At 46.7% G+C, this 23,291-nt stretch carries 16 protein-coding genes; 10 read left to right on the top strand and 6 right to left on the bottom strand.

The window, feature by feature from the left end:
* Positions 1-42: 42 nt before the first annotated feature.
* Together ACETMN_RS13775 and ACETMN_RS13780 are read left to right on the top strand one after the other, a co-directional pair.
* Positions 43-1,389, top strand: coding sequence for a dihydrolipoyl dehydrogenase family protein (locus tag ACETMN_RS13775; RefSeq protein WP_411736247.1), 1,347 nt, complete (start codon positions 43-45; stop codon positions 1,387-1,389).
* A gap of 37 nt (positions 1,390-1,426) precedes the next feature.
* Positions 1,427-2,047 (top strand): DUF1349 domain-containing protein, encoded by a 621-nt coding sequence (locus ACETMN_RS13780; protein WP_223199939.1) that lies wholly within the window; start codon positions 1,427-1,429, stop codon positions 2,045-2,047.
* A gap of 229 nt (positions 2,048-2,276) precedes the next feature.
* Here the strand turns inward: ACETMN_RS13780 and ACETMN_RS13785 are convergent, their stop codons facing one another.
* A complete protein-coding gene (locus tag ACETMN_RS13785; protein ID WP_411736248.1) occupies positions 2,277-2,750 on the bottom strand; it encodes an SET domain-containing protein in 474 nt (157 codons plus the stop codon).
* A gap of 197 nt (positions 2,751-2,947) precedes the next feature.
* Here ACETMN_RS13785 and ACETMN_RS13790 point away from each other — a divergent pair, with 197 nt between their 5' ends.
* Together ACETMN_RS13790 and ACETMN_RS13795 are read left to right on the top strand one after the other, a co-directional pair.
* Entirely contained in the window at positions 2,948-4,504 is a 1,557-nt protein-coding gene (locus tag ACETMN_RS13790; protein WP_017688769.1) for an ABC-F family ATP-binding cassette domain-containing protein, read from the top strand.
* Between the two features lie 449 nt (positions 4,505-4,953).
* Entirely contained in the window at positions 4,954-10,179 is a 5,226-nt protein-coding gene (locus tag ACETMN_RS13795) for an S-layer homology domain-containing protein (protein WP_411736249.1), read from the top strand.
* Positions 10,180-10,348: 169 nt separating this feature from the next.
* Here the strand turns inward: ACETMN_RS13795 and ACETMN_RS13800 are convergent, their stop codons facing one another.
* The gene (locus ACETMN_RS13800; protein WP_091016753.1) at positions 10,349-10,909 is read right to left on the bottom strand and encodes an NAD(P)H oxidoreductase; all 561 of its coding nucleotides are present in this window, start codon (positions 10,907-10,909) and stop codon (positions 10,349-10,351) included.
* 175 nt (positions 10,910-11,084) lie between these two features.
* Here ACETMN_RS13800 and ACETMN_RS13805 point away from each other — a divergent pair, with 175 nt between their 5' ends.
* The 4 genes from ACETMN_RS13805 (at position 11,085) to ACETMN_RS13820 (ending at position 16,298) form a co-directional block, all read left to right on the top strand.
* Positions 11,085-11,474, top strand: a complete 390-nt coding sequence (locus tag ACETMN_RS13805) for a winged helix-turn-helix transcriptional regulator (protein WP_091016751.1) — start codon at positions 11,085-11,087, stop codon at positions 11,472-11,474.
* A gap of 219 nt (positions 11,475-11,693) precedes the next feature.
* Positions 11,694-13,529, top strand: a complete 1,836-nt coding sequence (locus ACETMN_RS13810) for an assimilatory sulfite reductase (NADPH) flavoprotein subunit (RefSeq protein WP_091016749.1) — start codon at positions 11,694-11,696, stop codon at positions 13,527-13,529.
* 53 nt (positions 13,530-13,582) lie between these two features.
* Complete coding sequence (gene cysI, locus ACETMN_RS13815; protein WP_091016747.1) at positions 13,583-15,304, top strand: assimilatory sulfite reductase (NADPH) hemoprotein subunit; 1,722 nt, start codon at positions 13,583-13,585, stop codon at positions 15,302-15,304.
* Between the two features lie 277 nt (positions 15,305-15,581).
* Positions 15,582-16,298 (top strand): YebC/PmpR family DNA-binding transcriptional regulator, encoded by a 717-nt coding sequence (locus ACETMN_RS13820; RefSeq protein ID WP_091017712.1) that lies wholly within the window; start codon positions 15,582-15,584, stop codon positions 16,296-16,298.
* 86 nt (positions 16,299-16,384) lie between these two features.
* On the opposite strand, the gene ACETMN_RS13825 is transcribed toward ACETMN_RS13820, so the two are convergent.
* From ACETMN_RS13825 to ACETMN_RS13840, 4 genes are all read right to left on the bottom strand, one after another.
* Entirely contained in the window at positions 16,385-16,873 is a 489-nt protein-coding gene (locus ACETMN_RS13825) for a DMT family transporter (protein WP_091016744.1), read from the bottom strand.
* A gap of 14 nt (positions 16,874-16,887) precedes the next feature.
* The gene (locus tag ACETMN_RS13830; protein ID WP_091016742.1) at positions 16,888-17,586 is read right to left on the bottom strand and encodes a Crp/Fnr family transcriptional regulator; all 699 of its coding nucleotides are present in this window, start codon (positions 17,584-17,586) and stop codon (positions 16,888-16,890) included.
* 45 nt (positions 17,587-17,631) lie between these two features.
* Positions 17,632-18,057: a DMT family transporter gene (locus tag ACETMN_RS13835; protein WP_036608521.1), complete on the bottom strand. Its 426-nt coding sequence runs from the start codon at positions 18,055-18,057 to the stop codon at positions 17,632-17,634.
* A 528-nt stretch (positions 18,058-18,585) separates the two neighbouring features.
* On the bottom strand, positions 18,586-19,383 hold the full coding sequence (locus tag ACETMN_RS13840; protein ID WP_091016740.1) for a Nif3-like dinuclear metal center hexameric protein: 798 nt from the start codon (positions 19,381-19,383) through the stop codon (positions 18,586-18,588).
* Between the two features lie 345 nt (positions 19,384-19,728).
* On the opposite strand from ACETMN_RS13840, the gene ACETMN_RS13845 reads away from it, so the two are divergent.
* Together ACETMN_RS13845 and ACETMN_RS13850 are read left to right on the top strand one after the other, a co-directional pair.
* Positions 19,729-20,325, top strand: coding sequence for a biliverdin-producing heme oxygenase (locus ACETMN_RS13845; RefSeq protein ID WP_091016738.1), 597 nt, complete (start codon positions 19,729-19,731; stop codon positions 20,323-20,325).
* Between the two features lie 281 nt (positions 20,326-20,606).
* Complete coding sequence (locus tag ACETMN_RS13850; RefSeq protein ID WP_091016736.1) at positions 20,607-23,147, top strand: diguanylate cyclase domain-containing protein; 2,541 nt, start codon at positions 20,607-20,609, stop codon at positions 23,145-23,147.
* The last annotated feature ends 144 nt before the right edge of the window (positions 23,148-23,291 follow it).

Consider the following 23,291-nt stretch of genomic DNA (forward strand, 5'->3'; position numbering starts at 1 on the left):
ATCCCTGCAATAGATGTACCAAAAGGATGAGGAGGAACCATGATGACACAAGAAACGTATGACTTGATTGCAATTGGAACAGGAAGCGCGGCAAGCTCTGTAATCACCCGTTGCGCTGAAGCTGGCTGGAGAGTTGCTGTAATTGATGAACGTGAGTTCGGCGGAACGTGTGCACTGCGTGGCTGTGATCCCAAGAAAGTGCTGGCTGGAGCGGCTGAGCTGATTGACTGGAATGAACGAATGCAAGGGAAAGGTATTCAGGGACAGGCGACCATCAACTGGTCTGAACTTATGGCCTTTAAACGCACCTTTACCGAAAGCATACCTAGAGCAAGTGAAGATCAATTCAAACAGGCCGGAATGGATACGTTCCATGGTAAAGCTTCATTTGTCGATGAAAACCATATTCAAGTGGGAGAAGAAGTGCTCCATGGCAAACACATTCTGATTGCTACTGGTGCAAGACCTGCGCCACTTGAGATTGAGGGATCAGAGCATCTGATATATAGTGATGACTTTCTGGATCTGGAACGGCTGCCGGATCGATTAGTTCTGGTAGGCGGTGGATACATTGCATTTGAGTTTGCGCATATTGCGGCCAGAGCCGGGACGGAAGTCCATATCCTGCATCGGAGTGAACAGCCTCTGAAATCGTTTGATGCGGAGCTGGTAGAATCTTTGTTGCAAAAATCGAAAGAGATCGGCATTCATGTTCACTTGAACGCGGAGGTGAAGTCCATACGGCAAGAGGGGAACGCCTATGTCGTTCATGGCACACGCAATGGTGCAGATCACCAGTGGCAGTGCGGACTTGTCGTTCATGGAGCCGGGCGTGTTCCCAATGTGGATGGGCTGGAATTGGAGAAAGGCAACATCAGCTACAGCAAAAAGGGTATTGCGGTGAACGAGTATTTGCAAAGTGAAAGTAATCCGAGAGTCTATGCTGCTGGCGATGTAACCGATACAAAAGGGCTGCCTTTGACCCCGTTAGCAGGTCAGGAATCCCGGGCTGTATCGTTCAATTTGTTGGAGGGAAATCAACACAAACCTAATTATAAAGTGATGCCTTCCATTGTGTTTACTGTCCCTGCCCTTGGAGCTGTAGGTATGAGCACGGAACAAGCCAAGATAGAGGGCTACGAGGTGCAGGTAAATGATATGTCGAAATGGTATACTTACAAGCGAACTCATGAAAAATTTGCCATGGCCAAAGTGGTGATCGACAAATCAACCGGGCGTATTCTGGGCGCGCATGTGTTCGGGAGCAAGACAGAAGAATTGATCAACCTTTTTGCAATGGCGATTCAGTTCGATCTGACTATCGATCAGTTAAACACCATGAATTTTGCATATCCTACTGCTGCATCGGACCTGGGTTCTTTAATTTAGAAGTGATGATGAACTCCCTTTAGGGACGGAAGGAAGGATGAAAACAACAATGTCATCGGATTTTATTGGGCTTCATGAAGGCAAGTGGACGAAGGAACCCGTTGCTGCACGGATGGATGGGGATCGTTTCGTTGTGGAAGCTCGGGAAGGCAGTGACTTCTGGGAGAACACATTCTACGGGTTCTGTCATCGGGATGGACACGCCATGCTTGCTCCATGGGACGGAACGGAAGCGATTGAGGTATCGTTTGATCTAAGCTCATTCACCGAATTATATGATCAGGCGGGGTTGATGTTATGGCACGGAGAGGATCAATGGATCAAGGCCGGAGTTGAGGTTAATGACGGTGTTGCTCATGTTGGAGCTGTCGTGACGGATACATATTCGGATTGGTCCCTATCTCCTGTACCTGAGTGGGGTGGACGAATTGTGACGATCAGAGCTTCCTACAGTAATGAGGCTGTTGTCATTCGTGCTCGCACAGATGAGCATCCTTGGCGTACGATTCGGGTTGCACGGTTTGCCTATCCGACGAACAAACACGCAGGTCCATTTTTGTGTTCACCGAAGCGTGCAGGGTTCGAAGTAGCCTTTACCAAGTGGAGATCCACGACACCCGATCAAGACTTGCACACAGATCCACCGATTACGGATTAAAACAAGTTAAGATGCACGCTAAACAATGAAACATGAACAGGTGAATCTGGCTTAGAAAGCAAGACAACACAAATAAGCGAGTCTTCCATTAACGGAGGACTTGCTTATTTTTTGTGTTTAAACTTTGGACTATGAAGAGTCTTCAGTTACTCATTTCATCATTCACCGGGTTCAGCGAGTTCATTCGCACATACAATAGAGTGCTTGCAAAACTTCTTGAGTTTAACGTTTATTTACTCGTGTCCGTATCCAGGGACTGGGGGTTGGTCTCTTTTTCACCCTCATCATCATTGGACGTATTGAACTCAAGCATACGCTCCTCGTAATCGTCCAGGAACCATAACGGGTCCATGCTGTCTTCCTCACCGTTGTAATTGATCACGATTTCTTCGCCAGCCTTGATGTCTGTATACGCGTAGAAGTCAAAGGTGTGGTTATCAAAATTGATATCGTAAGTAGCGTTAGGTTCGTAGGAGTGGTTGATCAGACTGCCGTAGCCGAGCAGAATGGCGGTATGATTCGCCCCGTATTCGAACACGTAATCTTCCAAAATCGTTTTTTCGACATGCTCATGATCTTCATTCGGGTATGGCACGACGGGTGCCTGATGGATAAGCGTTCCTTTGGCAATATCAACAGTAGCGAATACCCCGCGGTTAAACTCACCACCATCGCCCAACTTGGATTGTTTCACTTCAATCATATTTTTCACCTGATGCTCTTCGAAGAGCTCCGTTCTATATAGTAATAATTCGTTAAGGCAAAATTTTAACCCATACTTTCATATAAGGCAAATTTCAGACAAAAAGGTGTAATATTTTTTAATAGGGCGTTGAGTTGTGCAGGAGATAACGCTTATAATATACAAAGAATTAAGTCTATATAGAAAAGGTGTCATGAATGAGCATATTAAATGTAGAAAAATTAAGTCACGGTTTTGGTGACCGTGCTATCTTTAACGACGTTTCATTCCGCCTGTTGAAGGGCGAACATATTGGTCTGATCGGGGCCAATGGTGAAGGTAAATCCACCTTCATGAACATTATTACAGGAAAGCTTCAGCCGGATGAAGGCAAGGTGGAGTGGTCCAAACGGATGCGTGTTGGTTATCTGGACCAGCATGCTGTATTGAACAAAGGCCAATCGATCCGTGACGTACTTCGCGGCGCGTTTCAGTATTTGTTTGACATGGAACAGGAAATGAATGATATGTATGGCAAAATGGGCGATGTGACTCCCGAGGAGCTTGAACAACTTCTTGAAGATGTGGGTACGATTCAGGATACGCTGACAAACCAGGATTTCTACATGATTGACGCCAAAGTGGATGAAACCGCACGTGGTCTGGGTCTGACAGATATTGGTCTGGATAAAGACGTCAATGATCTGAGTGGTGGACAGCGTACCAAAGTACTGCTTGCCAAGCTGCTGTTGGAAAAACCCGATATTTTGCTCCTAGATGAGCCTACGAACTATCTTGATGAATTGCATATCGAATGGCTGAAACGTTATTTGCAGGAATATGAGAATGCTTTTATTCTGATCTCTCACGATATTCCGTTCCTGAACAGTGTAATCAACTTGATCTATCACATGGAGAACCAGAATCTAACTCGCTATGTGGGCGATTATGATCATTTCCAGGAAGTGCATGAGATGAGAAAACAGCAGTTGGAGTCGGCTTACAAGCGCCAACAACAAGAGATTGCTGACCTCAAGGATTTTGTAGCGCGTAACAAAGCAAGTGTAGCTACACGTAATATGGCGATGTCCAGACAGAAGAAACTCGACAAGATGGATGTCATCGAGATCGCCAAGGAGAAACCGAAACCGCAGTTCAACTTCCGTGATGCAAGAACATCCGGCAAGCTCATTTTCGAAACCAAAGGTCTTGTAATTGGTTACAACGAACCGTTGTCCAGACCACTGGATCTGCGTATGGAGCGTGGACAGAAGATCGCCCTTGTTGGTGCGAACGGAATTGGTAAAACAACTCTGATGCGTAGTATTCTGGGTGAAATTCAAGCTCTGGAAGGAACCGTTCAACGTGGTGAACATCTGGAGATTGGTTACTTCCAGCAAGAGATGAAGGATGCCAACTACAATACATGTATTGAAGAGATCTGGCAGGAGTTCCCTTCCTATACCCAATTCGAAGTGCGTGCTGCACTTGCAAAATGTGGTTTGACTACAAAACACATTGAGAGCAAGGTAGCTGTACTAAGTGGTGGGGAGAAAGCCAAAGTGCGTCTCTGTAAGCTGATCAATAACGAAACCAACCTGCTTGTACTCGATGAGCCGACGAACCATCTGGACGTTGATGCCAAGGAAGAGTTGAAACGTGCACTCAAGGCTTACAAAGGCAGTATTCTTCTAATCTCCCACGAACCGGAATTCTACCGTGATGTAGTTACAGAGACGTGGAATTGTGAGTCGTGGACCACGAAAGTATTCTAAATAGAGGCTGTTCAAAAGTCACGGACTAATAATACGTGCGAGCTTGGGAACAAGCTCGAAGCATGAGAAAAGGCGCGAATTTTGCTTGCAAAACAGGCAGAACTCGCGCCTTTTTTGCGTGGTTTTAACGAAAAATGTTGGAGCCCAATTCACAGTTGACAGCTTGAATAAGGCAATAATATAATTCAAGAAAGCGATTACATTTATATATTAGAAACCTGTTTCACTGCATAGGGGCGAAGAAGACACGGTATTCCGTATGGGTACCAGTTTGCACTTAGAAGGGAAGACGGGTCTTTTTTTGCTCTTCAATGAAACCGGTTTCATTATAAAAAGGAGGTGGACCCCGCTTTTGTACTGACCGCCGGCTGCTGAGGATAGGTTGAACAACAACACCTCGCGATCAAGAACCATGCTTTCATCTTTCACGCCAAAGGAGAGAATGAACATTGGATAAACTCAGGAAACCCATGATATTCATGTTATCTGCAACACTTGCACTGTCTTCGGGACCGTTGATGCTGCCGAGTAAGGCGTATGCCGATCTGGGCAGTATACCCGCCACATTGTTGCAGGACGATTTTTCGGATGGGAATTACACGGAATCACCCGCGTGGAACGTAAGCTCAGGCAACTGGGAAGTGTTCGCTGACCCGACAGATGCGTCCAACTCCACGCTTTTCCAGAGCGATACCAATGAAGGCATCATCTCTACTGGAGACTCCATGTCGGACATGACCGTGTCCATGCGCTTTTATACAGGAGAAGGTAAAGGATTTCCGGGCATTTTGCCGCGGTTCCAAGATAAGAGCAACTATTATTATTTTCAAATGCAGGTGCCTAACAACAAATTGGTCTTCAGCAAAAAGGTGAATAACGGCGATACAACGTTGAAAACGGTGGACTATGCGTTTGCCAAAGATACGTGGTACACACTCAAAATAGTGCTATCAGGTAGCACCATTCGAGGATATATAGCCGAAAATGGCTCCGATCGGTTGGTATTCGATCTGGTCGATCCTACATACGGTTCAGGTACCGTGGGCATTCGGAATAAGTGGCAATCGGTACATGTAGATGACGTGACCATTGCCGAGCGACCGCCTGAGAACGATATTCAGCTCTCTATTGCTGAGCAGACGGCGTCTTCAGTTTCCTTGCAATGGTCTGAACTCGCGGGTGCAACAGGCTATCGTCTGTACCGTTCCTCTACGCCTGAAGACGGTTATTCCCTGGTAACCAACACCGGAACTGTGGGATACACAGATGAAGGATTAAGCGGGGATACGGTCTTCTATTACAAGCTTGCCTATGAATACGGAGGATTAACTGAATCCTTGTGGTCTGCGCCGCTGGAAGTACGAACTACAGCGACGGCCCCTCAGGCTCCGAGCGAATTGAAGGCCGAAGCACTCAACGCAACGAGCGTGAAGTTATCTTGGTCCGCCGTGGACAAGTCAACGGGTTACCGCGTGGTTCGGGCTGAAGCTGGCAGTGAGCAATACGAGCAGATTTATGAAGGGAAAGGGCTTACATTCACGGATAAAGAACTTGAGCCGGGCAACAGTTATAGCTATCGCGTAATGGCCTTCAATACAGCTGGGGAGTCAGCCTTCACCATTGCAGAAGCTACGACGTACTCCATTGACTCTCCTACAGAGTTTGCTGCTACAGCTGTGACGGATACATCCATCTCTCTGGGGTGGAATGCCCTTGCTGGATCTGATGTAACGTATACGCTCTCCAGATCTACGAGTGCTACGGGTACGTATCAGCAGGTCTATAGTGGCAAAGAAAGCACGTTTAATGATAGTGGTCTGACGATGGGCACAGGATATTTTTACACCATTCAGGCGACCGTGGACGGCGTAACTACTCCAGCATCCCCACCATTGGGTGTTGCCACGGTTCGCACAAGCATAACACCAGGGCAATTGTGGCCAGGTCTGGACGGGAAGCCAATTGATGCGCATGGGGCTGGTTTTTTCTACGATGAACAGACGGAGACCTATTACTGGTATGGCGAATATCATAAAGGCGGTTGGCCAGCTGTTGGTGTGCGTGTGTATTCTTCCAAGGATCTGATGAACTGGACAGACGAGGGCATGGCTCTATCGACACTTCAGTCCATGGATGATTTTGACAATGACCCGTTGATCTCCAGATTGTATGCGGGGCGTGAAGACCGCGTGGATATCTGGGCAGATATCCGCAAAGGACGGATCATTGAACGACCAAAGGTCATCTACAACGACAAAACAAAGAAATACGTGATGTGGGCCCACATGGATGGTGACAAGGACCCATACAACGATAATGCGAACTACGGTAAGGCGCGGGCCGGTTATGCAATCAGCGACTCTCCAACTGGACCTTTTGTGTATCAGAAGAGTTACCGAATGGACAGAGCTCCGGAAGGGGAGAAAGATTATTTCCCAAGTGATAAGGGCATGGCACGTGACATGACATTGTTCAAGGATGATGACGGCACCGGTTATCTGATCTATTCCAGTGAAGAAAACCTGACGCTCTATATCTCCAAACTGAATGAAGACTACAGTGACGTAACAGGTTGGCATAAGGAAGGACGAACGGATGACAAAGGCAATCCGGTACGTGATTCCACCTATCAGGCCGAGTACGGCGTAGATTACGTGCGGGTGTTCCCTGGAGGGCAACGCGAAGCACCGGCAATGTTCAAGTATCAGGGAAAATATTATATTTTGACTTCCGGAGCTTCCGGCTGGGCCCCTAACGAAAACAAAGTGACGGTGGCGGATAACATTTTTGGCCCGTGGTCAACGCAGACCAATCCGTTCGTGCGCACGTTGCCAAGTGATCCCGATCCAGGCAAGGCATTTGGCACACAGACCACTTCCGTCATTCCGGTCGATCCGGAAAAAGGCAAGTTCATTTACGTTGGGGATACGTGGAATGGTGGCAATTTCTCGAATGATGCTGCAAAATACGTGTTCTTGCCCATTGAGTTTGGAATAGGCTCCGACATTGCGATCAAGTGGTATAACAGTTGGACACCGGATCTGCTGAATTCGATGGGCAAGGTGGATATCGCTGATCCGTTGCCAGAAGCGGTAGCGCTTGGCAAAGTGCCATCTCTGCCAACGACATTGAATGTACGCGACGGTGGTGAACTGGTGTCAACGCCAGCAGTATGGACAATTGATAACCGGGCCATGACGGCAGAAGATTTTGCTAAGCCAGGACCACTCACATTACAGGTAACGACACCGGAATATAACAACAAAAAGCAGGCGGTTCGTGTAAACGTCATTCCAGAGAATGCCCTATATTTTGTGAATAGTGGAGGGTACGAAACGGCTGATTACAATCTTATGGGTGCCTATATGAAAGGAACACTGGCTAACCCGGGAACGGCAGACCAGATGTACGCTCCGGCAGAGGGTCGCAATTGGGGATACACCAGCGCAGATGCACTGTCATCCGGCTCGAATGGCGGAGATATTTTCTCGACCGTACGTTATCTGAACGGTGGCAATATCAGCAACTCTCCAAAAGGCACAGACTTAACCTACAGATTTGATGTACCGAACGGAACATATGATGTGTACGCCGGATTCAACGATCCGTGGACGAATGCATCGCGCAGAGCCAATTTCATCATCAATGGCACCAATACCGGGGCTGTTACGTTTACGCCTGCCAGTGTTAGAGCCGACAAAGGCATCATTGTGTCGGACAACAAACTGGAGTTAACCGTACGCAACACGGCATCACAGGACCCGATGATTAGTTGGATAATGATCGTTAAGCCAGATGCTACGCCACCAGTTAATGACAGTGCTGGTCTCAATGCGGATGCGGTGGATTCAACGAGTGCAACGCTTCACTGGGATGCTCATCTTGGAGCAGCAAGCTACAAGCTCTACCGCTCAGATCGCGAGCAAGGTGAGTACAAGGTGGTCTATAGCGGCAATGGACGGGAGTACACGGACAGTGAACTGAACCCCGGCACGGAATATTATTACAAAGTGGAAGCTTTGGATGCGACAGGGCAGTCCGTGAGAGGTATATCTTCCGCTTATCAGGTGCATACGGCTCAGCAGACTGCTGCCGATGTAGCTACAGGCATTACGGCACTGGAACAACCTTCAGTAGGTGCGAAAAAAATGAAATTACCAAGTGTGCCGCAAGGTTTCACGGTGAAGATCGCTTCCAGTTCGGTACCGTCCGTCATTCAGACGGATGGAACGATTGTCCCACCTTCTAAGGAAACAACAGTACTACTGGAGTTGGAAATTACTCGAATTTCTGACGACACAAGAGCCTTGACTGTACCTTTGACGGTGAAGGTGCCTGCATCTGTTTCTTCCCCCGGAGGATCGGACCCTGGTTCGGGTAGCAACCCGGGCGGCAATTCAGGTGGAAATTCAGGGAGTAGTTCAGGTTCAAGCAACAATGGCGGACAATCAGAAGGTGTTAGCCCAGGTGCAGGGAATGCTGCACCACAACCTAAACCGGAGAAAGACCGTTCCGTTCTGGAGTTGCAGGGAAAGCCTGACCAGAAGGGTGTAGTGCAGTCCAACGTGGATGCTTCAACGATCAAAGATGCTTTTAAAGTTGCCCCCGTAACAGATGCGGGTCGGCGCTTGGTCGAACTACGGTTGAAGCCGGTTTCGGGAGCAACGGCATATGAAGTATCTCTCCCTGCCTCTGCGTTAATAGATCAGGGTGAGTCACATGTGTTCAACATGGTTACAGAGCTGGGCATGTTGGAGCTTCCTGCGACACTGTTAACGAAGGACATCGTTGGTGATGGGATGGCATCCATCCGATTGGTCAGAACCGAGTTACCAAAAACAGTTGCAGATCAGCTTGGCACGCAATATGGAGTCCAGCTCGAACTTCAACTGGATGGTCAACCATGGCCATTGAAAAGCGGATTGAACCTTCATCTGCCTTTCCCATCAACACAAAATGCTCAGCAGGATCGGATTGTAGCATTTGTCATTGGCGCGAACGGTGTGGCAAGCCCCTTGCCGCAAAGTTACTACGATCCAAACAGCGGGCAGCTTGTATTTTCCGTAACGTCACTCACCGAAAATTATGCTGTTGTGTCTGTGGAGCAGACATTCGCAGATCTTGCAGAAGTGCAGTGGGCCAAGAAAGCGATGGAGGCATTGGCAGTCCGAGGCGTGATTGATGCCGAGGCAAGTGGTGATTCCACAGAGTTGCATCCAAAACAGGAGATGACTCGCGGTCTATACATGCAATGGTTGATGACTGCGCTCGGCTTGAATGCTTCTTCCGGGAATGCGTTCACTGATGTAAACGAAAAGGCTCCGTACTACGAAGCAGTTACAGCTGCGCGCTCACTAGGTATCACCAGTGGTACTGGTGACGGGCGCTTCCTGCCAGAGTCCACGATCACTCGTCAGGAGATGATGACGTTGACAGTCAGAGCACTTGCAGCGGCTGGACTGGTTAACTCCGAGACGGCTGCAACAGATAAACTTACTCGTTTCAGCGACGCTTCCGAGATTCGCTCTTATGCACGGGATAGTGTGGCCTTACTTGTGGATCTGGGCATCGCCAACGGGTACAACGGTGAGGTGAAGCCTCTTGCCGAAGCGACCAGAGCTGAATCGGCTACGTTGCTGTATGCGATGATGAGCAAACTGGTATGGAATAACTAATGTTACACCAGAATCGTAGTGTATGATAAAGAAGGCTTACTCTGACCTGGAACTTAGGTTGGAGTAAGCCTTCTTGATTGTACGCCCCCAATGGGTGAAAAGTAGGCTACTCAACGAACGAGTAACTTCCTATGCTTTTGCAGTAGTTAATTGTAATGTTAGTGCATTGTTAATTGTAGTTTTTTCCGATTTGATAGGCTTGTTCCAGCAAGCCTTCGATATGTTCTTTGGATTCTGAGATCGTTTCATAGAGAAATTCGACTCGGGATTCCTGCATTCTTGCATAACCTGCGATCCCATTATTCAGATAATTGGAAATCATGTTGTAATAGTCGTATTTATGGAATGAAGCCTCCGTTCCTCCAGCTAGTGCAATCCACAGTGCCTTTTTGGAGTTTGCCTTGTTCAGTAGCCCCATGTTCCATACCTTGTCCAGATAAGCTTTGAGCATGGAGGGAACATTGTACCACCAGATCGGGAAAACAAATACAATGGCATCAGCCGCAAGCACACGATCCAGCTCTTTGCGAATCACAGGGGCATGCTGTTTATCGGGATTTTGCCAGTCTCGTTCATCTTCTACGCCATATAGTGGATCAAATCCGTCATGATATAGATCGAGGATATCGATTTCATGGGAATTCTCCTGCATACCTTCTATAAAACGATTCATCACGGCAAATGTTAGGGAATCCTGTCTTGGGTGAGTAACGACCAGTTTAACTTTCATGTAGGAGTAACCATCCTTTTTTCTTTTTTTTGGTTAAACATTCTGACCAATGTTATTATAAGATTCATGACATCGTATTGAGAAGTACGCACCTGAGAGTGCTGTAGATACCTTGGGGTTCTTCGGTTACTTTTAATAACGGGTATACATATATGTGAATTATGGGGGAGTACAAGTGGAACAAGAAATGAAAAAATATGAGAGCGGTGTGCAGGCGATGCTGGAACTGGTCGGTGGAAAATGGAGGATTCTTATTCTGCATCAGCTGATATCAGGTAAAAAACGAACCAGCGAACTTCGCAGAGCCATTCCTGGAATTACCCAGAAGGTCCTTACCCAGCAGCTTCGTGATTTGGAAAAGAATGAAATCATCCATCGAATTATTCATCCTGAGATTCCGCCCAAGGTAGAGTATGAGCTGACCGAATATGGCCTGACACTACAGGACATCATTGATCGCATATGTCTGTGGGGAGAAAATCATTTGGACAGAGTATACGGAGATAAAAGCAGAGTGCTTGGAAATCATTTTAGTGACTATATTCCACTTTCAACTTCAACTTGAGATGGCCGTCAAATTTAAAAATAAAACAAAACCGTCCTTGATTTGAAAAGGAGGTTTTTTGTTGTTTTTTGTCCTTTATCAGCGAAACTGATAAATGCTATAAAATCATTGAAATTGACCCTCAACACCCGGTGTGTTAGGTTTTAGATAGAAGAAATTAAATTAATGTGATGATTTTAGTCGGAATTAAAATCGAAGCAATGCGCGAGGTGGCAAACAGTGGAACTTCAAGTGACAAACAGCCCTTTTAATCAAGAACAAGTTGAACTGCTTAATCGTCTTATTCCTACATTGACCGATGGACAACGTACTTGGTTGAGCGGATATATTGCAGCAATTCAGGCAAGCGCGACAATAGCGGCTCCAGCTAACCTGGTACAGGCTGCACCAACTACAGGTATTGCACCTGTCAGTGCTCCGCCAGTATCCCGGGAAGTTACCGTGCTCTTCGGTTCACAAACCGGGAATTCCAGTGGCCTATCGAAGAAGCTGGCCAAGAAACTTGAAGAGCAAGGTCTTCAGGTAACGTTGTCATCGATGGGAGATTTCAAACCGAACGGACTCAAGAAAATTGAAAATCTCCTCATCATCGTCAGTACGCATGGCGAAGGCGAACCACCAGATAATGCGATTCCGCTGCATGAATTCCTGAACAGCAAACGGGCTCCAAAGCTTGAAGGGCTTCGTTACTCGGTGTTGGCTCTGGGAGATACCTCCTATGAGTTCTTTTGTCAGACAGGTAAGGACTTCGATAAACGATTGCAGGAGTTGGGTGGTACAGCCCTTGTACCGCGTGTGGACTGTGATGTTGATTTTGATGAAGCAGCTGCGGAGTGGATGAATGAAGTACTGGCATCCTTAAGCAGTACATCTGCTGCTGCGAGCAAGGTAACTACTGAGGCTGTTACAGCTGCCGTGAGCGGCGGGGAATCCGAATATGATCGCACGAATCCGTTCAAGGCTGAAGTATTGGAGAATCTCAATCTGAATGGCAGAGGATCGGACCGTGAAACACGCCACATTGAGTTGTCTTTGGAAGGCTCCAGCCTGGACTACGAGCCAGGTGACAGCCTTGGCGTATTCCCTGAGAATCATCCACGTCTAGTGGAGGAATTGATTGCAGCCATGGGATGGAATGCCGATGAACGCGTGACCGTGAATAAAAACGGGGATCAGGCATCTGTGCACGAAGCGTTGCTGCGTTATTTTGAAATTACAGCGGTGACGAAACCGGTCGTGGAACAACTTGCGAAACTGAATCCTGGGAGTGACCTGACGGTGTTACTCGCAGATGATTCCGAATTCCGTACAGTCATGAATAGCTGTGATCTGCTGGATCTGGTTCATGATTATCATCTGAAAGGGATTCCTGCTGCAGAATTCGTCGCTGCTCTTCGCAAAATTCCGGCACGTCTGTACTCCATAGCGAGTAGTTCGAAGTCTTTCCCGGATGAAGTTCATCTTACCGTTCGCTCGGTACGTTATGAAGCGCGTGGCAGAGAACGTTATGGTGTGTGCTCGGTACATCTGGCTGAACGAATCGAAGCTGGCGACACCCTGCCTGTATATATACAGCATAACCCGAATTTCAAGCTGCCTGAGAACCCGGATACACCGATCATCATGGTTGGCCCAGGTACAGGTGTAGCGCCGTTCAGATCTTTCCTTGGTGAGCGTGAAGAAACAGGAGCAGAGGGCAAGACATGGCTGTTCTACGGAGATCAGCATTTCGCCACTGACTTCTTGTACCAGACGGAATGGCAACGTTGGCTCAAAGATGGTGTGCTCACGAAAATGGATGTAGCCTTCTCACGTGATACGGAACAGAAGGTGTATGTACAACATCGTATGTTGGAACACAGCAAAGAGTTGTACCAGTGGCTTCAGGAAGGTGCAAGCATATATATCTGTGGTGACGAGAAAAAAATGGCACATGATGTGCATGCTGCGCTCACCACGATTCTTGAACAAGAAGGCGGTTTATCGCCTGAGCAGGCATCGGAATATTTGACACGGTTACAGCAGGAGAAACGTTATCAGCGGGACGTCTATTAATTACCGGCCCAGCCGGACTGCACCATCCCGCAGAGACGAGAGGAGAAAGCAGCATGGTTTATAATAACTTACTTAACCCACAGCGCACGAATAGCGATGTGGAAGATATAAAGATCAAAAGTGATTACTTGCGCGGAAGTCTGACCGAAACGTTGGCTGATCGCATCACGGGTGCAATTCCAGAGGACGACAACCGTCTGATGAAACACCACGGCAGTTATATGCAGGACGATCGCGACCTGCGTAACGAGCGTCACAAATCCAAGCTGGAGCCTGCATACCAATTCATGTTGCGTGTGCGTGCTTCCGGTGGGATTGTAACCCCGGAGCAGTGGTTGATGATGGACAGAGTGGCACATAAATATGCGAATGAGACGATTCGTCTGACCACACGTCAGTCTTTCCAACTGCATGGCGTACTGAAGTGGGATCTTAAGAACACCATTCGCGAAGTGAACGATTCGTTGCTAAGCACACTGGCTGCATGTGGGGACGTAAACCGTAACGTGATGTGTAACCCGAATCCAAATCAATCTGATGTGCATGCTGAAGTGTATGAGTGGGCATGTCAGGTGAGTAATCATTTGGACCCTCGCACGCGGGCTTATCATGAGCTGTGGCTGGACGGAGAGAAAGTGATTGATTCCCAGGACTCCGACGAAGAAGTTGAACCAATCTATGGCAAAGTGTATTTGCCACGGAAGTTCAAGATCGGTATTGCTGTACCACCATCCAATGATGTAGACGTCTATTCACAGGATCTTGGCTTTATTGCTATTGTGGAGAACGGAAAGCTGCAAGGCTTCAACGTTTCCGTTGGCGGTGGCATGGGGATGTCTCATGGTGACGCTAAAACCTATCCTCAGGTGTCCAAAGTCATTGGTTTCTGTACGCCGGAGCAAATGATTGATGTTGCAGAGAAAACAGTTATGATTCAGCGTGATTATGGAGATCGTGCAGTTCGTAAACATGCTCGTTTCAAATATACGCTGGATGATCGTGGTGTGGAGTGGTTTGTCGATGAGCTGACCAGCCGTTTGGGATGGAAACTGGATGCGGCACGTCCGTATCATTTTGAGACGAACGGAGATCGATATGGTTGGGTAAAAGGTAATAATGGCAGATGGCACTACACGCTGTTCATTCAAAATGGTCGTGTAAAGGATGTGGATGGATATCCTCTCATGACGGGTTTACGTGAAATTGCCAAAGTGCATACGGGTGATTTCCGTCTGACAGCCAATCAAAATCTGATCATTGGTAACATTAGCAGCCAGAAGAAGAAAAAGATTGAAGCACTCATTCAACAGTACAATCTGACCGATGGTGCGCATTACTCAGCGCTGCGCAGAAGTTCGATGGCTTGTGTTGCGCTTCCAACCTGCGGCCTTGCGATGGCTGAGTCCGAACGTTACTTGCCGTCTCTGATCGACAAACTGGAGCCAGTACTGGACGAAGCCGGGCTGAGAGACGAAGAGATTGTCATTCGTATGACGGGTTGCCCGAACGGATGTGCAAGACCGATGCTGGCGGAGATTTCATTTATCGGTAAAGCACCTGGGAAATACAACATGTATCTCGGTGGCAGCTTCACCGGACATCGCTTGAATAAGCTGTATAAAGAAAACATTGGTGAAACCGAGATTCTGGACACGTTAACTCCAATGGTGAACCAGTATGCCAAAGAGCGCAATGAAGGGGAACATTTCGGAGACTTTGTCATTCGTGCGGGTTATGTTCCTGAAGTGTTGGATGGTCGACAATTTCACGCTTAATGGACCGGGTAAGATGAACTGAAATTAGGACTGATTTAGGGCGGAAGCATTCCTTATGGGGTGCTTCTTGTTTGTTATATATGGAGTGAGTAGAGGTAATGTTAGTTGTTGCTGAGAGATTATGAGAGGATAAACTGAGGCTAATCTTCAAATGGAGATGGATAATCACCGCAGTTACTCCCAGTTTTTCGTAGGTATTAACTTGTTGAAGTACGCTCAACAAGATATAATGGCATAGTAGAAAGCAGATTACATGTTGAAAGTGAGCGGAAACGATATGGGTCGTAAGTGGAATAATATCAAGGAAAAAAAAGCTTCAAAAGATGCAAATACGAGCCGGGTCTACGCTAAATTCGGCGTTGAGATCTATGTAGCTGCCAAGAAGGGCGAACCGGACCCGGAAGCGAACCGTGCACTGAAAGTCGTGCTGGAACGTGCCAAAACGTATAATGTACCCAAAGCCATCATTGATCGTGCGATGGAAAAAGCAAAAGGCAGCGGGGATGAGAACTATGAAGAGTTGCGTTATGAAGGCTTCGGACCGAATGGTGCGATGGTCATCGTGGATGCACTTACCAACAACGTAAATCGTACAGCGCCGGAAGTACGCTCTGCGTTTAACAAAAACGCGGGTAACATGGGTGTCAGCGGTTCTGTTGCTTACATGTTTGATCCTACAGCGGTAATCGGTGTAGAAGGCAAGAATTCCGAGGAAGTACTTGAACTTCTGCTTGAAGCAGACGTAGATGTACGTGATATCGTGGATGAAGACGAAGCGGTGATCGTATATGCAGAACCGGATCAATTCCACGCTGTACAGGAAGCATTCAAAGCAGCCGGTATTACGGAGTTCACAGTAGCCGAGCTGACCATGCTTGCGCAAAATCATATTGAACTTCCAGAGGATGCACAAGCTCAGTTCGAGAAACTGATCGATGCGCTCGAAGACCTTGAAGATGTTCAACAGGTCTACCATAACGTAGAGTTCGTTTAAGAGAACGAGGCGATACGTGGTTTGATTGTATAAAAAGAGTGTCTGACCAATCTACGGGATTGGACGGACACTCTTTTTTTGTTCGTTTATGAGTCAGACTGAAGTGTTCCAGGGGACTGCTCTGATTTTTCCGATTTCCCCCCACCGAACTTGAACAATACAATTCCCCCAACAATGACAAGTACACCCAGCAGCTGATTCCACGAAAAAGGAATTTTCTCCAGACCGAGCCATCCCATGGAATCAAATAGTAGCGCAAAGCTCAGTTGGGATGTCAGTACGATCGAGATGGCATATGTGGGGCCAAGCAGCTTCATACCTTGCACGAGACAGAAGACCACACCAACACCAATGGCTCCACTGAGCCAGTACCAGAGTTGCATATGCTGAAAGCTGAATGTATTCTTGCCCTCCACGAGCAGAGAGATGAGGAACGAAGCAATGAATCCGGTGAAAAGCACCAACGTTGTTGTGGACCATGAACCGGTGCGCTCGTTGACTTTGCTATTAAAAATCGTTTGCAGACTGACAAGTGCACCTGCCAAGAGCGCAAGCGAAATCCCTGTAATTAACATGGTTGTCGAACTCCTTATTCATAAATGTTGTGACCTGCTATTTCACGTAGACCCGATCGATCTTTGACCATAATCAATCCTTGATGTCGTTCAATTAACCCGTCTGCACAGAGCTTCTGGATGACCCGGTTCAGGTGTCTGTAACTGGTACCGATCAGATTCGCAATGTCGGTCAGATTGAACGCGTCCAGATCTTCGTGAACGACACTACCAGCTTCTTCTGTCGAGATGGAGAGAAGGTAGCTGGCTAGCCGAACCTCAACGGGATACATCAGGTTGAAGTTGGAGAAGTTCGAGTCAATATAGAACTTGTGTGAGATGATTTTGAGCAAAAATTTAAGTAAAGGTGCATAATCGCCGGCAAGCTCAGCGAGCCATTGATAATGAATGCGAAGCATCACCACAGGTGAGACGGCCTGAACTGTATTGACAATATCGCTTTCACGGACATATTCTATGTCACCGACGACTTCAAGCGGTGACTTGAAGCAAAGCACCAGCGTTTTATCCTGAGCTGAGGTGGTGAAAATCTTGATTTTACCCTCGACCAACACGTATAAATATTCAGAGGCTTCCCCTTCACGACAGATCAGTTCACACTTCTCGAAGTGGCATAACGTCATATGGGGACGCAGGGGCTCGTGAAATACCTTTTCGAGTTGATATTGCTTCAGATAATGTATTAATTGTTGCTCGTTATGGATCTCTTCCACGCTGTTGTTCACCCCCGACGATATGTTTCAATTCTTCTCCAAAAACTATAGTTTCATAATAATGACACCAGTCACCATTAAGGCAATGCCCAGAAATTGCGGCAGTTTCATCTTTTGTTTCACCACGCCGAACCATCCGTTGCTATCCACCAAAAAAGTCAGGAATAGCTGAGCAATGAGCAGGGCCGAGATCGTGAATGTAACCCCGATTTGCTGAATGGCCGTCACTTCACTGAAAATAATGACGGCGCCAAAAGCACCTCCAGCCAAGTACATGGGTTTTACTTGTTTGAGTCCTTGAAGGTTGGTGTCTCTAACAAACATTAGGATCAGCGCTGCTAATATGAATCCTGTCAGTTGTGTAATCGTAGCGGCCTGCCATGTGCCCATGTCGGTGCTAATCCGAGTATTGGCAACACCTTGGAGCGTGATACACGCGCCGCCCAGTAATGCAAAAATAATTCCTCTCATATGTACGCTCCTTATTCAATCACTTCGACTTCTATTATTAAATGATAAATTGACTCTGAACGCCAAGGACAAATGTCCTGAGCTTTGAAGTCACAGCATCTAGAGTACAATAAAGAACCCGGGAAATCCAGTTGGGGCATGAAGAGATGCGCGGTAATGCGCGGGAGCACTCATTTTTGGTGAGCATGATCTCTAATGAACCAATGACACCTTAATGTATTGATTCGATTGGATTGAGAAATCTAGGGGACCTAAGCGACGTTAAATGGGTTATGTCGGTTAGAAATGGGCGGTAAAACAGGGGGGGATGAAGGAATAGGGTGTCTACGATTCGTTACTTTTGAGAATCGGCAAATCTTAGCTCAATAGAGTGTGTCAGGTTCGTTAGCTATCCAGGAAATGAAACGAGAGTCTGCCCAGCGTCCCCGGAGCATAGTAAGTATCCAAAGCTCCAGGGTAGGACAGGCAATGAGATTAGATGCAATGTAATCAGCTAGAAAATCCACTCCGTACAAATCAATGATCCTATTAGATCACAGTGTACACAGGCTTCTCGCCTACAAAACGAACAGACAATTCGGGAAACCGTTCTGCCAACCTGTCTGCCAATAGATTCATTCCCGGAGCCTCGCTCTCAGCATGCCCCAACATGATCAGTGCCTTGGACTTGCCTTGTTGTACGGCATCACGGATATATTCCGGTGTCTCCCACTCGAATCCTTCCCCAGCAATGATGAGGTCCAATTGCTCATTCTGAATCAAGGGAATCGTCACATGTCCATTACCACGAAAACCTACCAATACCGCTGCGCGTCTACAGACTATTTCCGGATTGCCTGCAACGCGGACATAATCGATCCCAAGGCAACGTTTCACATGGTGAGCAATAGCTTGGGCAGTGCTTCCTTCCGGAAAAGAAAGGATGTCTGCTTCCGGTATTCGTTGCTCCACATAAGAGGACCATCCCAAGGCCTGAATCAGTCCTTCGGTAATGCCATCCGGTTGGAAGCGGTGGATGATATCATGACATCGATAGATGGAGATGCCTGCTTCGTCGATCAACTTCCTTTTGTCCGTATAAACCAAATCAGTTGCAAGCCAATCCGTATGACTGTGATGATTATAAAATGGAGATTCATGCGCAATGATTAAGTTAGCACCTTGCTGTATGGCTTGTTCAATCACATATTGTGTGGGCATAAAAGCGATGACAATACCTGTGACCTTACAATCAAGTGAGCCGGTAATGAGCTGATCCACCGTGTTTTCCGGCAATTCAATGTTATCTGTGAGATGAAGTACAACGTCTTGAACAGTAAGATCCATAGATTGCATTCCTCCAATGACAAGATATAAAAATAGTGTAACATGTTCACAACTGAAATCTACTGCCATCCAGATTATGGGGTCACTTTTATGGTTTTCGGTTAATACTAAACATACACATTACAGTGAGTTAAGATAACAACGGAGAAAAGTGTTAACTTGGTACTGATCTTGGATTCGTATAGTTTTCTCAAACAAGAATAAGTATACTTACATAGAGTCTTTATTGCATGAAATGAGCTGTTTGCAACGAACACAGTTTTTATTTCAATATATACTGAGATTCAGTTGAGGATAAGCACTCATTGGCAACAACAGAACAGATTGTGAAAGGGGATTACTACGATGACAGCAACAACTATTATGGAACGTCTGAAGAGCGAGACAGCTCATTACCACAGACAAGTAGAACAGAACCCTTATGCAAAAGCCATTATGAATCAAACTGTGACTATAGAAGAATATAGAACATATCTAGAAAAGTTTTATGGATTCCTGAAACCGCTGGAGGATCAGGCTGTGCAGCAGCCTTTCTGGGAAAGTACGGGACTGGATATTGAGATTAGAGGCAAGGCTGGACTCTTGGAAAAAGATTTACGAAATCTGGGTGCCAGTGAAGAAGAGATCACTCAACTTCCGCTCTGTGAAGAATTGCCGGTTATTTCAACACCTGCCCGTTTGTTCGGATATCTGTATGTCATTGAGGGGTCCACGAACGGTGGGCAGATTATGACCAAACGTTTGTCGCAGTTCCTGCCTATTGAAGCTGATCGTGGATTGGAATATTTCAACGCCTATGGCTCAGAGACAAGAACAAGATGGAGCGAGTTTACAGGTTTGCTGCAGCAGTCCATCAGCACGCCAGAAGATCATGACAACATGGTACACAGTGCATCAGAGACATTCCGATTACTGGATCAATGGATTAATACGGACAAGTAACATCCCTTTTCATCAACCCAAACGCCTGCAGGGCGAACTTTTTTTCATTATTTTAAAAGGTATCTATATAAGTTGAACTAATCATTTACACCTAACGGAGAGGACAGAAAAAAGCTGGAAAAGCGAAGCGTTCGCATTTATAACCGGATTTTTCCCTCTAGAAAGGGAATCGATAAAATCTGGGGATAACAGCGATTGGAAGGTTATTCTGTCATCGTAGTATCGTGTAAATAATCATTAATTCAACTTATATAACATCATGAGAGGGGATTTTCCTGGCCATGGCCGAACCGAAGTCCAAGAAAGAACAAAATTTGTTGAACCGCACATTGCTTCATCAGGGAACATACACAAATGATCCAATAGATCTGAATAACTGTGATAAAGAACCGATTCATATCCCCGGCTTTATTCAACCTCATGGTGTTCTTTTGGCCATCAATACCAGTCTTACGCCAACCATTGTTCAGTGTAGTCAAAATACGGAGGACCATCTGGGCATTGCCTATGAGGATATTCTGGGCATGCCTTTGGAGAACCTGATTGGCGAGAAAGAAGTAAGCAAACTGTTGGGTAGCAGCTTCAATGCGGATGTCACCTCTGACCTGCATTACATGGATCTAACCATTAAGGTATCCGGTGAGGAACGGGTATTCTCTTCTGTTCTTCATGAGAGTGAAGGTCTGCTCATTCTCGAGATTGAGCCTTTTTATGAAAAAGAGGACATGGAGACTACCGACTTTGAGTGGATATCCCGTTTCTTTGGTCGGATGAAAAGTACAGACAGTCGCGTGGAGGCAAGTCAGATTGCAGCTGAACAGGTCAAGGAAATGCTCGGTTACGACCGGGTAATGATCTATGAATTTGACGAGCAATGGAATGGTAAAGTTATTGCTGAAGCGCGTGAACAAGAACTCGAACCATTCCTGGGACATCACTATCCGGCATCGGATATACCCAAACAGGCTCGAGAGTTGTATCTTCGCAATTGGCTGCGGACTATTGTAAATGTAAATTATAAACCCGTCGAGATTGTGCCTACGCTACAACCGCTCACTGGCAAGCCGCTGAATTTGAGTCTTTCGGTCCTGCGCAGTGTATCTCCACTTCACATCGAATATCTGCATAATATGGGTGTAGGTGCGACCGTAACGATCTCGCTCATTCATAACAATGAGCTGTGGGGACTCATCACATGCCATCATTATTCGGCCAGATATGTACCCCATCGCGTACGGAATCTGTGCAATTTCCTGGGGGCATTCTTCTCGAATGAATTGTTCCAGCGTCAGCAACTCGATGATTATCAATCAGAGATTCAATCACGTGAAGCCGCTTCACGAATTGCCAACATTTTTATCGGTAACACAAGTCCTGCCCGAGTGCTTGAGGAATTGCAGGGAGAAGAAGAGACGGTGTTAAACCTGATGGGTGCTGCCGGAGCAGCAATCTGTTACCAGGACAAGTTGTTGTTGTATGGTGAAACGCCAACCAGCGGCCAGATTCGGGAACTGGCAGGTTGGCTTGCAGGAAAGTCTGAGGATTACAGTTACTATACTTCGAAACTGAGTTCAGAGTATGAAACAGCCAAAGCTTATCCGGATAAGGCTTCCGGGGTTATTTATGTTGCCATTTCGCCTGGACAGCATAACTACATGATCTGGTTCCGACCTGAGGTCGTCCAGGTTGTCGATTGGGCGGGTGACCCTGCCAAAGCGGTGCTCAAGACGGATGACGGCATGCGGTTGTCTCCTCGTAAATCATTCGAGAAATGGCGTGAGGTTGTAAAGTCAACTTCATATCCATGGGCTACGAAAGAGCTGAGCGTGTTACCTTTACTCAAAACCATTGTACGTCGGCAGACAGAGAACCAGTTGGTTCAGGCCGAAGAACAGGCGCTGCAGAATGCTCGTATTTTGCGACAAAATGAACAGCGTTATTTGCAGTTAATGGAATACTCGCCCGTGGCATTCTTTACTTTGACTGACGGTCAGATTATCTACTGTAATATGAAGGCTGCCGAGTTGCTCGGGTTCGGGAGTTCCAAAAACCTGATGGGCAAGGACTTCGGGGCGTTTGTACCTGAGCAAACGAGAGTGACGTTACAACAGAATTTTGAGGAATTAAAGCACAATAACACAAGTTTGATTACCAGCCAGTCGTATTTCACTACAGCAGCAGGTACCTCATTGTTGCTTGAAATTACACTTGCTTCTGTTACACACGCGGGTAAGCCTTCCGTAATGGTACTTCTGCACAGTGGAGCGTCCCATCATGAACAGGACAATTACACTGAAACGACGAGCCAGCTGCAAAATTACTTGAACACAGATCCGTTAACAGATATGCCAATTCAAACGGTATTCAAGTCTCAGCTTCAGGATGACTGGGATGATTGTTTGGAGGAGAAATGCAGTCTGGGGTTGCTCATTATAGATATCGATGATTTCCGTTCATATAACGCGGCATACGGACTTCAGGGAGGAGATCTGTGTCTGCAATGGATCGGTGAGGTACTTACTGTGGTCAGTGAGCAGCACAATGCACTAATTTCCCGTCTTCGCGGAGGTACATTCATGTTGAAAATGAAGAGCACAACTTCTGAAGATTCAGCACAGCTTGCGGAAGAGATTAGACAACATGTTCTGGCTCTGCAGATCCAGCGAGAATCATCGGGTCCGAGTGGAATCGTCACGGTTAGTGTCGGGGGTGCAGTACTGGTACCTGATGAGCAGTCAAGTGTATCCGAACTGATTGAAAAAGCTACTCAAGCGCTGGCCCAAGCGAAGAGTGAAGGTAAGAATCGAGCGATCGTTGTCTGATTTTAGGGAAGGTACCCTTACTGCTGAAAGGAATACACCTGTATGATCAATATCATATGAATATGAACCAAAAGAGAGCAGAACTGCTCTCTTTTTTGGTTTTAATAATGTGTTAATTTCATCACCGCAGACACAGCACTAGTG

Source organism: Paenibacillus sp. M2 (assembly GCF_046713495.1).
Lineage (GTDB): Bacteria > Bacillota > Bacilli > Paenibacillales > Paenibacillaceae > Paenibacillus > Paenibacillus amylolyticus_B.

Bases quoted from the DNA above. Each gene is read 5' to 3' on its own strand.
- ACETMN_RS13775 (WP_411736247.1), top strand. From the start codon at position 43: ATGACACAAGAAACGTATGACTTGATTGCAATTGGAACAGGAAGCGCG.
- ACETMN_RS13780 (WP_223199939.1), top strand. From the start codon at position 1,427: ATGAAAACAACAATGTCATCGGATTTTATTGGGCTTCATGAAGGCAAG.
- ACETMN_RS13785 (WP_411736248.1), bottom strand. From the start codon at position 2,750: ATGATTGAAGTGAAACAATCCAAGTTGGGCGATGGTGGTGAGTTTAAC.
- ACETMN_RS13790 (WP_017688769.1), top strand. From the start codon at position 2,948: ATGAGCATATTAAATGTAGAAAAATTAAGTCACGGTTTTGGTGACCGT.
- ACETMN_RS13800 (WP_091016753.1), bottom strand. From the start codon at position 10,909: ATGAAAGTTAAACTGGTCGTTACTCACCCAAGACAGGATTCCCTAACA.
- cysI (WP_091016747.1), top strand. From the start codon at position 13,583: ATGGTTTATAATAACTTACTTAACCCACAGCGCACGAATAGCGATGTG.
- ACETMN_RS13820 (WP_091017712.1), top strand. From the start codon at position 15,582: ATGGGTCGTAAGTGGAATAATATCAAGGAAAAAAAAGCTTCAAAAGAT.
- ACETMN_RS13825 (WP_091016744.1), bottom strand. From the start codon at position 16,873: ATGTTAATTACAGGGATTTCGCTTGCGCTCTTGGCAGGTGCACTTGTC.
- ACETMN_RS13835 (WP_036608521.1), bottom strand. From the start codon at position 18,057: ATGAGAGGAATTATTTTTGCATTACTGGGCGGCGCGTGTATCACGCTC.
- ACETMN_RS13840 (WP_091016740.1), bottom strand. From the start codon at position 19,383: ATGGATCTTACTGTTCAAGACGTTGTACTTCATCTCACAGATAACATT.
- ACETMN_RS13845 (WP_091016738.1), top strand. From the start codon at position 19,729: ATGACAGCAACAACTATTATGGAACGTCTGAAGAGCGAGACAGCTCAT.
- ACETMN_RS13850 (WP_091016736.1), top strand. From the start codon at position 20,607: ATGGCCGAACCGAAGTCCAAGAAAGAACAAAATTTGTTGAACCGCACA.